The sequence below is a fragment of the Wolbachia endosymbiont of Drosophila aff. chauvacae BK-2020 genome (genome assembly GCF_032848195.1).
Classification (GTDB): Bacteria; Pseudomonadota; Alphaproteobacteria; order Rickettsiales; family Anaplasmataceae; genus Wolbachia; species Wolbachia pipientis.
Window position 1 is genome coordinate 894129 of the sequence record NZ_CP136586.1, and the last position, 12588, is coordinate 906716.

At 35.3% G+C, this 12588-nt stretch carries 10 protein-coding genes and 1 pseudogene; 9 read left to right on the forward strand and 2 right to left on the reverse strand.

What is annotated here, in order from left to right; all coding sequences use genetic code 11:
- Nucleotides 1-81: 81 nt before the first annotated feature.
- Complete coding sequence (locus tag R0F62_RS04715; RefSeq protein WP_274979008.1) at nucleotides 82-3345, reverse strand: UvrD-helicase domain-containing protein; 3264 nt, start codon at nucleotides 3343-3345, stop codon at nucleotides 82-84.
- A gap of 81 nt (nucleotides 3346-3426) precedes the next feature.
- Between R0F62_RS04715 and R0F62_RS04720 the strand changes: the two genes are divergently transcribed.
- The 9 genes and pseudogenes from R0F62_RS04720 to R0F62_RS06815 all read left to right on the forward strand — a co-directional run bounded on the left by R0F62_RS04720 (nucleotide 3427) and on the right by R0F62_RS06815 (nucleotide 11319).
- Nucleotides 3427-4293 (forward strand): 4-(cytidine 5'-diphospho)-2-C-methyl-D-erythritol kinase, encoded by an 867-nt coding sequence (locus R0F62_RS04720; RefSeq protein WP_274979009.1) that lies wholly within the window; start codon nucleotides 3427-3429, stop codon nucleotides 4291-4293.
- A gap of 3 nt (nucleotides 4294-4296) precedes the next feature.
- A complete protein-coding gene (locus R0F62_RS04725; protein ID WP_010082536.1) occupies nucleotides 4297-4662 on the forward strand; it encodes an Mth938-like domain-containing protein in 366 nt (121 codons plus the stop codon).
- Nucleotide 4663: 1 nt separating this feature from the next.
- Nucleotides 4664-5464: a metal ABC transporter permease gene (locus R0F62_RS04730; protein ID WP_274979010.1), complete on the forward strand. Its 801-nt coding sequence runs from the start codon at nucleotides 4664-4666 to the stop codon at nucleotides 5462-5464.
- Between the two features lie 131 nt (nucleotides 5465-5595).
- On the forward strand, nucleotides 5596-5775 hold the full coding sequence (locus R0F62_RS04735; protein ID WP_274979011.1) for a hypothetical protein: 180 nt from the start codon (nucleotides 5596-5598) through the stop codon (nucleotides 5773-5775).
- A 5-nt stretch (nucleotides 5776-5780) separates the two neighbouring features.
- Nucleotides 5781-6773 (forward strand): DNA polymerase III subunit delta, encoded by a 993-nt coding sequence (holA, locus tag R0F62_RS04740; RefSeq protein WP_010962537.1) that lies wholly within the window; start codon nucleotides 5781-5783, stop codon nucleotides 6771-6773.
- A gap of 169 nt (nucleotides 6774-6942) precedes the next feature.
- Entirely contained in the window at nucleotides 6943-7989 is a 1047-nt protein-coding gene (locus R0F62_RS04745) for a Fic family protein (protein ID WP_010082541.1), read from the forward strand.
- A gap of 624 nt (nucleotides 7990-8613) precedes the next feature.
- The gene (dapB, locus tag R0F62_RS04750; RefSeq protein ID WP_010962542.1) at nucleotides 8614-9399 is read left to right on the forward strand and encodes a 4-hydroxy-tetrahydrodipicolinate reductase; all 786 of its coding nucleotides are present in this window, start codon (nucleotides 8614-8616) and stop codon (nucleotides 9397-9399) included.
- Nucleotides 9396-10154, forward strand: coding sequence for a phosphate ABC transporter ATP-binding protein PstB (pstB, locus tag R0F62_RS04755; RefSeq protein ID WP_317051344.1), 759 nt, complete (start codon nucleotides 9396-9398; stop codon nucleotides 10152-10154). The genes dapB and pstB overlap by 4 nt, the downstream gene beginning before the upstream one ends.
- A 78-nt stretch (nucleotides 10155-10232) precedes the next feature.
- Nucleotides 10233-11319 (forward strand): annotated as a pseudogene (locus R0F62_RS06815) (IS3 family transposase).
- Between the two features lie 136 nt (nucleotides 11320-11455).
- On the opposite strand, the gene prfB reads toward R0F62_RS06815, so the two are convergent.
- Nucleotides 11456-12560, reverse strand: a protein-coding gene (gene prfB, locus R0F62_RS04780) for a peptide chain release factor 2 (protein WP_141456981.1) whose coding sequence is annotated in 2 segments (ribosomal slippage) — nucleotides 11456-12484 and nucleotides 12486-12560 — 1104 coding nt in all. Because the reading frame shifts where the segments join, the coding sequence is not laid out codon by codon here.
- Nucleotides 12561-12588 lie beyond the last annotated feature (28 nt).

Sequence of the window (12588 nt, forward strand, 5' to 3'; positions counted from 1 at the left end):
GAATCGCGGTATGACGGTCTGCGGCGGTATGACGGTTCGCGGTGGTATGACGTAGTAGCTATTTCTTGCAATCAAGTTTCGTTAAAAGTCAGATTGAATGGTTAAATCTTCCACCCAAATAACCACGCACTCTACTTGCTTGTTTGGATATATTTCTTGTACTAAGGTTTTATAGATTAACATCTGTTTTTTTATTTCATTTAATAAGGGAACAGAAACGTTACGGTGTGATTTGTAGTCAATTATGATTGCTTTATCTTGCGTTATGCATAGCCTATCTAGTCGTACTAATACTGACTTGCCATCAATTGTTCCACTCAGTGTAATCTCTGATTTGCCTTCCAAGTCAAACAAATAGCCATATTTTTCATTAAAGGCTAATATTTTACTGTAAATTTCATCCTTATCTTCGCTGATGTTATCAAGGTATTTTCTGACCCAATTTTTTCTCCTTTCTTTTTCTATCTTGGGCATATACTGCAATATGCTGTGAATAATCAGGCCTCTTGCATAACCATCTGTCATCCAAGTAGCTGACACTGGGATCCATTCTGCTCCTTCTTTTTCACTGGATTCCAGCGTCACGCGCTGGGATGACACCGAAGAGTGGGCTAAAGCCGGTGGAAGGGAAATGACCGGAACGTCAAAATAATCACGTTTTTTATAAATGTAAGGGTAGTTTGCATTCACGCATAATACTTCAACTTTTTCTTTAAATATTGGCTGTAAATCCCTTTGTTTCTTTTCATATGGCTCTCCGTACTTAGTGATTAGATCATACCAAGAGCCCTTTTGCACTGGCTCTTTACTTAAGATGTATAACTCATCTTCAGCACGCGTGAGTGCTACGTATAATAAACGCAAATATTCATTATAATCCTCTAGTTTTTTCTCTCTTTTTACTTGATCGCAATAAGCGTTGTTGTTTTTTCCACACCAAAATGGCACTTCTGTTCCATCAAAGATAATGCTTTCACTGTTTCTTGGCACTGTGTTTGTATCAACCAAAAATACTATGGGAGCTTGCAGACCTTTTGATTTGTGAATTGTCATTATTCGCACAGCATTGCGTTCTGATTGCATATCATTCTTAATCTCCGGATTATTCTCCTTGATCCATTGAACAAACGCTTGAAGAGATGGGTTTTCAAATTGCAACACGAGGTTCATAAATTCGTCTAGAACCTCAAAGCACTCAAGACCTAGCCTTGCAGCAAATTTCTTCTTACCTGTACGCAATATATGTGTAAATAGTGCAAGAGGAGACTCTATGCGAGATAAGTTAATGAGATAGTTTAATTCACTATAGATAACCACAGAATAATCCTGAATTCTTTCCCATAGTGAATGCTCTTTACGGTCGTATGCAATGTTAAATAAATCATCCTCGGTGAAATTAAATAGCGGTGATTTTAAAGCATTTGCAAGAGCTAAATCATTTGCCTGGAGGAGTAAAAATTCGGCCAAAGCTATTAAGTCCTGCACGGCTATATAGTCCATAATTCTAAAATAATCCCGGCCTACAACTGGCACGTTTGCTTTTTTAAGTTCGCTTATTATGTAATCAACTAATACGTTTCGTTGCCGTACCAAAATCATAATGTCTCTTGGCTCTATATGGCGATCTTTAGCGACTAAAATTCGCCCTTCATTTAACCAATTGTGAATTCTGTTGGCTATTGTTTGAGCAAGTAATCGGTCTGCTATTATATAATTTTCCCTGCATGTCAGAGGAATTTGTAAAGCTTGCTGTTCTTTCTCTTTGCGCCTTGGTAACGCTGGCCAAATTTCAATATATCCTTGGTCATTTTCTCTATGTGGAACATGTTTTATTTCATTATCATTAAAAGATATTTCTGCGCGGAAGTTATTAAATATTCTATCTACAAGCATCAAAACTTCTGGAGTTGAGCGAAATGACTTTTCAAGTTGGCATGATATCCAATCTCTACCACCAGTTTTCGTATGAAAGTATTGTTGCATATAGTTGAATAGATGGGGATTTGCTCCTTGAAATCTGTATATGGATTGTTTTACGTCACCAACAACAAATAAGGTTCGCTTTTCATCATTACCGGCAAAAAATTCATCGCAGAGATTTGTTATAATTTTCCACTGGCTGATGCTATTGTCTTGTGCCTCGTCAACAAGGATGTGATCTATTTTTTGATCCAAGTTAAACAATATCCAATCTTTATAGTTTGGATTGCTAAGAAGATTTGTTGCTAAGTTGATTATATCATTGTAGTCAAGCAGTGCATTTTTTGATTTTTCACTATTATACAAATCAACATATACTTTAAATACACCAAGTAAGCTACTGGTTCTCTTGAATATTTGATAAAAGTTCATGTCTCTTATATGGGTAAATACTACATTCTGAACGCTCTCTATTATTTGCTCTGCATCTTTGAATTTCTCCAAAATACTTTTTGTTGCAATGGATGATATGCTCTTTTTTTCGTGCGATTCTGATTTTAAAAAGACCTTGGCTAGGTTTTCTACTTTAGTGTCATTCCAGCGCGTGACGCTGGTTCTTTTCTTCTGGATCCCAGCTGGGATGACAGTAGAATCAAGTATTTCACTATAACTCTGATCTCTTTTACTGCCTTCACTTAATATCTCGGCTAGTCTTTCCACGTGCTCAATTGTTTCACTCTGTAAGTCATGAATTTCATCTGGGGCGCTCAATTTATCTTTGATATATTTCGAATCATTTGCTGACGCTGATCTTTTTACACATAAAGTATAAAGCAAATCGCGTAGTTTATTTTCATCAATTTCAGTTGCAATAAGGTTGATATCATCCTGCACAGTTTCGTTATGAAGCACTTTATTGAATATGATGGAATGTAATTCTTTGCATTCGCTCAGCGTGCAATTTGGAGCAATGCCAGCTTCTATAGGAAAGCTGGAGATTAATTTGTAACAGAAAGCGTGTATGGTTTGTATAGTTAGACCAAGATTTTCCAGTTCAGAGAAAAGCCTTCTTGCTCTTGTTAAATAATCTTTATTTTTTCTGGATCCCAGTGTCACGCACTGGGATGACAAGTAGGGGTGCTGAGATCCCAGTGTCACGCACTGGGATGACATTGGAAAGAAATCTAGTTGTTCTAGATCTGCTGCCAACACACTATCTGAACATATTGCCCACTTACTGAGTATGCTGTGAATGCGATTCTCCATTTCGTTTGCTGCAGCATTGGTGAATGTTAAGCAAAGAATATTTCTTTTGTTTTCTAATAAAAGTCTCAATACTCTATCTATTAAGATTTTTGTTTTGCCTGTACCAGCGGACGCATTTACCCACACAGAGAAATTAGGATTTATGGCATTTGATCTCATCAGAAGTGCGAGAACCTTATAAAAGTTGACTAGAATAGCATTATACATATAATGTAAAAATAGTGTTAGTGAAGATATATAATGAAAAATTTTTGTGTAAAGGCGCCTGCAAAAATCAATCTTTTTTTGCATGTTGTAGACAAAAAAGAAACAGGGTATCACTTGATTGAAGGTTTATTTGTCTTTGCTAATCTCTCTAATTTTTTGGAAATAAAAGTAGGTGAGAAGGATTCTAGATACGATAACTCTACAGTTGAATTTATAAACTCCGAGTCTAAAATAAATAACCAATATAACACTGTAATGAAAGCGGTTAATCTGCTGCTTAGGCATGCTCCTGTACGCACTAAAGTCACTGTAAAGGTTGTAAAAAACATACCAATTGCTGCAGGACTTGGTAGCGGATCCTCAGATGCTGGAGCTGTGGTACGTACGCTAGGGAAGCTGTGGGAGATTGATAGGACGATTTTAAATGAAATAGCCTTAAACGTTGGTGCTGATGTTCCCGCAAGCGTAGATAGCAAGCCAGTTTTTGTTAGAGGTATTGGCGAAGAATTATGCCACATTAAAAAATTCTCTTTACCTACAAATGTGGTGCTTGTGAAACCGAAAAAAAGGTTTTTGAGTACACCAGAGGTATTTTCCAAACATGAAGGAAAATTTTCTGAGCCAATTAAATGGAGCGATGACGCTGAAAAGGATTTGTTGAAGTTTCTTAAAGAGACGAGAAACGATCTTCAAGAAATAGCAATAAGCTTTGTACCTGAAATTAAGGATGTGATATCAACACTTAAGTCACAAGAAGGCTCTATACTTTCTCGCATGTCAGGCAGTGGTGTATCATGCTTTGGAATATTCGATAGTGAGGAAAATGCAAAAGCTGCTGCAGTTAATATCGGAAAAAAGCAACCAGAATGGTGGGTATGCAACACTCAATTAATAGTTTGACTTATGGATATAACTCCCTTAATTTCCGAGAATAAAAATCTTATAAATGGTTACAGGGAAGGAAAATTTTTGGTAAACAATCAAGAATATTGCGGCTCAATTATAATTTTTCCTGAAAAGGTGATAAAATTGAAAGAAAGTGATATAAACAGCAAGGAGTATTTTGAATCTTTTTTAACAGAGGAAATAGAAATTTTGTTAATAGGTACTGGTAAAACACGCAATATACTAAGTTCTTCAGTGAAGTCCTATCTTATGGAACAAAAAGGTCTAAATTTTGAATTTATGACAACAGGTTCTGCATGCAGAACCCATAATATTCTGATATCCGAAGATAGATTTGTTGTCAGTTATCTAATAGCCATATAGCATGCTTACCCAGGACTTTTTCATCAACAGTCTAGTTGCAGTAGTTGTAATTAGCCTAGTAACAGGCGCTTTAGGATCGTTTATGATATGGCAAAGGTTATCTTATCTTGGTGATAGTTTGTCCCATTCTTCGTTGCTTGGTGTTGCACTTGCTTTAATCTTTAAGATTAGCCCATCGCTTAGCATAATGCTCATTGCAATTACATTTGCTATACTACTTTCTCTTAATTTTAACAGATTATATTCTGCTGATACGATATTGAACATTGTTACCAATGTAGTTTTCTCATCGAGTTTAATACTTATGTCTTTTCTTCCATCTGGCAATAATAGTATTATTAGCTCACTGTTTGGTGATATATTAACGCTCGATCAAAGTGATATAGTATTGATTTTTTTAACCTCTGCAGTAGTTACTTTGATATTAATATTTAGATGGCGTTATTGGTTAATGATTTCAATTAATCAAGATTTAGCAGTAGTTGAAAAAATTAATGTTACCTTTGTTAGACTAGAATTTTTAATCACTCTTGCTATATTTATAGCAATTGCTGCCCAACTAATAGGAATATTACTCATTGCTGCATTTTTGCTAATACCAGCAGCATCTGCAAGGCTCATTTCGAAAACTCCAATGCAGATGATTATTGTTGCAACAGTTTTTTCTGTGATCTCTGGGATATCAGGTCTCATGTTATCTGCAAGTTTTGATTTGTTAACTGGACCTGCAATTATACTTGTTGCAGCGGTATATTTAATTATCGCTTATTTTATAAGGCTAGTATTAAGCAGGTTGGCTTAATTTTGATCTCGAATGTTAATAATTTTGTAATATACTCATTATAAAACATCACCATCTTAGCACAAAATAGTTTTTGCTATACTATTATTTATATGCTAATGATAAGTTGTTAATTTTATGGAGTAAGCAATATGAGCGGAGAAGGATTTTTTTCCAAATATATATCTCAACCTGTGAAAAAATTTTATAATTATATTACAGGAAAAACAGAAGAGTCAGATGATGTAGCAGGTGATGTGCATAATATTGCACAAGGAGACTCAGAGTCTTTGGATACTCATGTACAGTCAAATGAGAATGATATCATATAGATAGCATGAGGGTCACACCATCCAAAGTTAAAAAATTCCTAGAGAAACCTGATGCTTTACGTGGTGTGTTAATTCATGGAAGTGATAACAGTAGGGTTGATTTTTATGTACAAGAAATAATTGCTAATTTGGGTGAGTATTCAGTTCAGGTGATGGATTTTGCAATAGTGAATAAGTCACCCAGTTTACTGTTTTCTGAATTGGCAAACGTTTCGATGTTTACCAGCAAAAAATTAATTAAGCTGATAAATGTGAGTGGAGGTATATCCAAGGAGTTAAAAAATGTATTGGATTATAACGCAAGTGGTCATTATGTAATGATGGTAGCAAATGATCTTCCATATAATTCTGCGACTAAAAGTTATATGGAGAGTTCAAAAATTTTTGGTGTGATTGCTTGCTATAAGGACAGCAACAGCAATCTTTATGACATTATATCAAGTTACTTAAAACAAAATGATATAAAATGCACAAATGAGATAATCTACCATTTGCAATCTTACTTTAATCATAGCAAGCTGCCTATATGTTCAGAACTTGAGAAGTTAGTTTTATACTTAGGGGAGAGAAAAGACCTAAAACTTACTGATATAGAATTATGCTTTTCAACTTCCGGCAACGACTATGCTACACTTGATGATCTATGCTCTGCCATAGCAAGTAAAGATATGTCGCGTTTCATTAGAATTTCTGATGCATTGATATCGCAAGAAAATTTTTCACCGATAGCACTAATTCGCATTATATCAAATTATTTCCTACGCCTTGAAAACGTTTTGCTGTCAGTGCAAGGTGGAATGAGTGAGCAGGCTGCGATTGATCAGCTAAGCCCTCCATTGTTTTTTAAACAATTGCAGAGTTTTAAATCTCATTTGAAAAGTTTGCAACTTTCAGAACTTAAGAAGATCTTGGAAAAATTGATAAGCTTAGAAGTTACCTGTAAAAAAACTGATTTAGATCATAAAATGATTTTTCAACATGCACTGACAGGTAGCTGACTACTCGGATCCAGCCTTTCTTATAATTTCATCAAAATGTTGTATTTTAACATAAAATAGCTGCTTTTATGCCTACCAAAATTCATTCTTTAGTGTGTGTCTCATAAGTATTCTTTGCTAATAGGATATTTTCGAATATAATTGAATATAACTAGATAAAAATACAGATATGTTTGACATTTCAAAAATTGTAATAACACCTGAAATGTTAAAATTAGTTGCTGAAATTGATGAATTTAAAGGAGCATGGCAATTATTTGGTAATTTAGCTCCAGAACGTTTACAAATGCTCAAGAAAATTGCAACAATTGAAAGTATTGGTTCTTCTACTCGTATTGAAGGGGCAAGATTATCAGACCGTGAAGTTGAGCAATTACTATCCAAACTTGATACACGCTCATTTCGTTCTCTAGATGAACGAGAAATAGCCGGATATGCGTATGTGTGTGAAGAAGTATTTCAAAACTTTAACAAGATGCCATTTACAGAAAACACTATAAAACAGTTTCACATCTGGCTTTTACAATTTTCATATAAAGATCAAAGGCACATGGGAGAATATAAAAAATTCCCCAATCATGTTGAAGCGTTTGATGAATCTGGAAAAAGCTTGGGCATAGTTTTTGAAACAGCCTCTCCATTTGAGACAGCAACACAAATGCAAGAACTTATTTATTGGACTAGCCAGCAATTAGAGGTGAAATCGTTACACCCTCTATTAATTATTGGCATTTTTATAGTTACTTTTTTAGCTATTCATCCCTTCCAGGATGGAAATGGCAGATTATCACGCATTCTCACAACTTTCTTGTTACTAAAGTTAGGGTATATCTATGTACCTTACAGTTCCCTTGAAAGTATAATTGAAAGTAATAAGGAGAGTTACTACTTAGCTTTGCGTCGTACTCAACAATCCTTGAAGACGAGCAGCTATGATTTTAATCCATGGCTTATATTCTTTTTAAGGTCACTACAAAAGCAAAAATTTCATCTTGAACAAAAGGTGTCACATGAAAAAGTGTTAAATCTCTATTTACCACCACTTTCTGCTAAAGTATTAGCACTACTCAGCAAACATGGACGTCTTACAATTAAGGATTTGGAAAATATTACTAAAGCAAACTGCAATACCTTAAAGAAGCACGTATCTAATCTCGTAAAGAGTAATCACATCACTCAGCATGGAAAAGGCAAAGCAACCTGGTATGTAATATAGAGCTCAATAGGATATGTATTCATTTTGAATTGTTAAATTATTCAGCTATAGAATATAGATCACAGCTGTACAAACATTGTAGTTTGAGCCCACTAGATCCCAGTGCCCTATTCTTGTCATCCCAGTGCCCAGACACTGGGATCTCATTTTACTTTATAATGGTGTCATGAAAGTAGCTGACACTGGGATCCAGAAAACTTAATTTCAACCAAATAATAAAGGCTAGATCCCAGTGTCACGCACTGGGATGACAAAAAAAGGAGCACTGGAATGACAGTAGTCCTACGTCATACCGCGATTCATTCGCGGTATCTTTTAGCATAGATCCCGCTAACAAGTAGCGGGATGACGGTTGTCAGGGTGTCATCCCAGTGCCCAGACACTGGGATCCAGAAAAGTTTGCTTGTAAGCAAGCAAACTAGCATAGAAAAACGTTTTCGATGAGATTGCAGAAAGGCTAGATTCCAGACTGGAATGACATCGTTCACTATGTACCATATTGCAATAGTTGTGGTCAAGGCACTGGGATCTGAAATTGCAGTGTTCGTACAGCTATAGAATATAGATCAGAAGTGACAGAGCTTAAAAAAAGGCCTAACATTCTTAATAAACGTAAAAAGCTTTATGAAAATCAGAGTTGGAGTAATAGGCTGCTTAGGCAGAATGGGCAAAAAAATACTCAATGAATTAATTACAAATACCAAAGTGGAAATAGCAGGTGCTGTTGCCCGTTCAGGTAGTAAGTACATAGATTCAGATATTGGACCAATTATAGCCAATCTAGGAATTAAAGTTACAAGTTCTATTAGTGGCATATTTGAGTCATCTGACGTTGTAATAGATTTTACAACTAAAGAATGTATGTTAGACTGCCTTAAAGCAGCTGTAAAATTTAAAACACCGCTGGTTAGTGGCACAACTGGAATAGAAGGTGTCGATTTGAAAGAATATGCTGCTGAAGTTCCAATATTATGGTCAGCAAATATGAGTGTTGGGGTTAATGTGTTGCTGAAATTGGTAAAAAAAGCTGCTGAGCTTTTAGGTAATGAATATGACGTTGAGATTTGGGAAATGCATCATAACTTAAAAAAGGATTCACCATCTGGAACAGCTATAGAACTTGGCAAAACAATTGCTAACGCTTCAAAAGTGGATTTTCAGTCCAATCAATATTTACATAGTGGTTCAAACATAAGGAAAAAGGGGGGAATAGGTTTTGCAGTATCTCGTGGAGGTGGAGTAATAGGAGATCACAGCGTGATGTTTGTTAATTCTGATGAACGGATAGAACTAAACCACAAAGCAATTGATCGCACAACATTTGCTAGAGGAGCTGTTCAAGCAGCAGTATGGCTATACGAAAATAAAAGAGAAATTCCGGGGCTCTATTCAATGCAGGATGTGATATGAGCAATACACGTGCCTCTGTTAAAGATTTAAATCTCTGGTACGGCTCTAAGCAAGTTTTATTCGATATAAATTTGAATATTTATAAAAGAAAAGTTACTACTTTTATCGGACCATCCGGGTGCGGTAAATCAACATTTTTGCGTTGTTTTAATCGTATGAATGACTATGTACCAGGTTGCAAAACTGTTGGTGAATTAGATATCGATGGGCTGGGTGATATATATTCACGCGATATGGATGCTGTACTACTTAGAGCAAAAGTTGGTATGGTATTTCAAAAGCCAAATCCTTTTCCAAAATCAATATATGATAATGTTGCTTGTGGGCCAAAATTGCATGGTATGGCGAAGGATAAGCAAAAATTGAATGAGATGGTGGAAAATAGTTTAACCAAGGTTGGTTTATGGGAAGAATTGAAGGACAGATTGCAAGATAGCGCACTCAATTTATCCGGTGGCCAACAACAGAGGCTATGCATCGCTCGCGCAATTGCAGTGAAGCCAACTATTTTATTAATGGATGAACCGTGCTCTGCTCTTGATCCAATGGCAACCAATGCAATCGAAAATCTTATACAAGAGCTAAAATTAAGATTTACTATAATTATGGTGACTCATTCAATGAAGCAAGCTAAAAAGTTATCTGATAGTGTAATTTTCTTTCATAATGGCAGAATTGTTGAGTCTGGAAGCACTCAAGAAATATTCGAAAATGCTCAATCTCCCTTAACAAAGGAGTATATCCTGGATCATTAAATTTCTGACCTTACCCAGAAAAAGTGGAGAGAAAGAAAAGAGTTTTTTTGGGTAAAATAAAATTTTGGAGGATTAGAAATGGTAAGAGAATATACGGCAGAATTCAAATTGGAAGCTGTTAAGCTGGCAAATGAACAAAGAAAGGTAGGTCAACCAGTTGCAAAAGTAGCAAGAGATCTAGGAATAAGGGATAGTGTATTAGGAAAATGGATGAAGAAATATAACGAAAAAAAGTCAGCGGCAAATGCATTTCCAGGTAGAGGTAACATGGCTCCTTACGACAAAGAGAGGTTTGATTTACAAAGCAAGAGTAACAAGGGAAAGAGACATTTAAAAAAAAGCCCTGGCCAGTCAAAAAGAGTAAAATATTTTTTTATATAGTAACTGCTATAAAGTACAGGAATTATGTAGGATTTTCTGCTAGTGGCTACTATAAGTGGACCACAAGAAAAATAAGCAGTAGAGAATCAGCAAATAAAGAGCTACTCGAAGCTATTCAAAAAATATATCAAGTTTCTAAATGTAGATATGGAGCTCCTAAAATTCATGCTGAATTGAAGGCTTTGGGTAAAAGCTGCAATTTGAAAACGGTGCAAAGTATTATGCAGAAAAATGACATCAGGGCTATACTGAGAAGAAAGTTTAAAATTAAAAAACAACAAACAGATAATAGAGCTGTAGCTCCCAATATACTAGATCAAAACTTTATTGTTGATCAACCAAATAAAGTATGGGATTACTTACATCAAAACCAAGGAGGGATGGCTATATTTGGCAGCAATAATTCTCACGTATGGTAGTTAATGAGTAGTGCAATAAATAAACAATTGGTTATGAACTCTTTATTAATGGCCATTAATAGGCGTAAACCTGTTAAAAATCTACTGCTGCACAGTGACCAAGGTTCACAATATACTGCGCAAGGGTATCAATATCTCTTAGCTGTAAAGAATATAGATGAGTAATAAAGGCTGTTGTTACGACAATTCTGTTGCAGAAAGCTTCTTTAGCTCATTGAAAAGAGAAATACTTATTGATACTTCACAACACTCTGCTCAACAAACTAGAACTGCAATATTTGAATACATAGAAATTTTTTATAACAAACAACGTCACTATTAACTATTGCATTCCAGAACAATTTGATGCATCATTCTTTTTGTAAAAAACATTCCACACTTTCTCTCCACTTTTTCTGGGTAAGGTCACTTTTCCACTGATCATATTTAATCGCCATAACTTTACTCCTACTTTAACAATATTTTAATTATCATATATTATGGCAAGAAAGTCAACCCTACCTAATTTTGCTTAGTAAGCACACTAACTATGAAACAATCTATATTACCATCAAAAACAGAATTTATATTGCCCACTTCATGTCCGGTTCTTAAATCCTTCACCATTTGATATGGATGCATAACGTACGATCTGATCTGATTGCCCCAGCCTATATCGCATTTTTTACCATATTCTTCAGCCATTTTCTGTTCTTTTTTTTCCAGTTCAATTTGGTATAAACGTCCTTTAAGTAATTTTAACGCCTCATCTTTATTTCTGTGTTGAGAACGACCATTTTGGCATTGAACTACAACACCAGTTGGAATATGCGTAATGCGTACCGCACTTTCAGTCTTGTTCACATGCTGACCGCCTGCTCCGGAAGCACGATAGGTGTCGATCTTTAGATCCTTTTCATCCACAGCAATATCAATTGAATCTTCTATCACTGGAGTTACTCCTACACTTGCAAAACTGGTATGACGTTTACCATTTGCATCAAATGGCGATATTCTAACCAGCCTGTGAATTCCACTTTCACTTTTTGCCCACCCATAAGCTTTTTCTCCAACGATTTTTATCATTGCAGACTTTATACCAACTGACTCTCCTTCTAATTTTTCTACAACTTCAACTTTAAAGTTGTGATAAATTTCTGCCCACCTTATATACATGCGCATCAGCATTTCAGCCCAATCATTGCTCTCGGTTCCGCCAGCTCCTGAGTGGATTTCTAAAAAGCAGTTATTATTATCTGCTTCACCAGTAAATAAGGACTCTGTTTCTTTATACTTGATTAATTTCTCTAGCTTAGCTAATTCATTTTCAACTTCAGAGAAAAATTCTTCATCATTTTCATCAATAGCAGACTTCATTAAGCTGATGGCATCGTTGTAATCGCTTTCCAGCTTTAAAAACGACTCTACGTCATTCTTAATTTTAGAACGTTCTTTTAAAACTTCTTGTGCTTTTTGGTTATCTTGCCATAGGTCATCATTCGACGCTTGGGAGTCAAGCTCTTCAAGACGCAACTTTAATTTTTCTATGTCAAAGACACCTCCTGATAAGAGAAATACTTTTATTTAAGCTTTGAAAGTGTTCAAGAATTTCTGGATAAGTTTTCATTATACTTTAGATTTTAATATATTTACTA

What these genes read in the sequence shown, in the direction of transcription:
- R0F62_RS04730 (WP_274979010.1), top strand. Translation starts at nt 4,664, where the DNA reads ATGCTTACCCAGGACTTTTTCATCAACAGTCTAGTTGCAGTAGTTGTA.
- R0F62_RS04725 (WP_010082536.1), top strand. Translation starts at nt 4,297, where the DNA reads ATGGATATAACTCCCTTAATTTCCGAGAATAAAAATCTTATAAATGGT.
- R0F62_RS04715 (WP_274979008.1), bottom strand. Translation starts at nt 3,345, where the DNA reads ATGAGATCAAATGCCATAAATCCTAATTTCTCTGTGTGGGTAAATGCG.
- dapB (WP_010962542.1), top strand. Translation starts at nt 8,614, where the DNA reads ATGAAAATCAGAGTTGGAGTAATAGGCTGCTTAGGCAGAATGGGCAAA.
- R0F62_RS04745 (WP_010082541.1), top strand. Translation starts at nt 6,943, where the DNA reads ATGTTTGACATTTCAAAAATTGTAATAACACCTGAAATGTTAAAATTA.
- R0F62_RS04735 (WP_274979011.1), top strand. Translation starts at nt 5,596, where the DNA reads ATGAGCGGAGAAGGATTTTTTTCCAAATATATATCTCAACCTGTGAAA.
- pstB (WP_317051344.1), top strand. Translation starts at nt 9,396, where the DNA reads ATGAGCAATACACGTGCCTCTGTTAAAGATTTAAATCTCTGGTACGGC.
- holA (WP_010962537.1), top strand. Translation starts at nt 5,781, where the DNA reads ATGAGGGTCACACCATCCAAAGTTAAAAAATTCCTAGAGAAACCTGAT.
- R0F62_RS04720 (WP_274979009.1), top strand. Translation starts at nt 3,427, where the DNA reads ATGAAAAATTTTTGTGTAAAGGCGCCTGCAAAAATCAATCTTTTTTTG.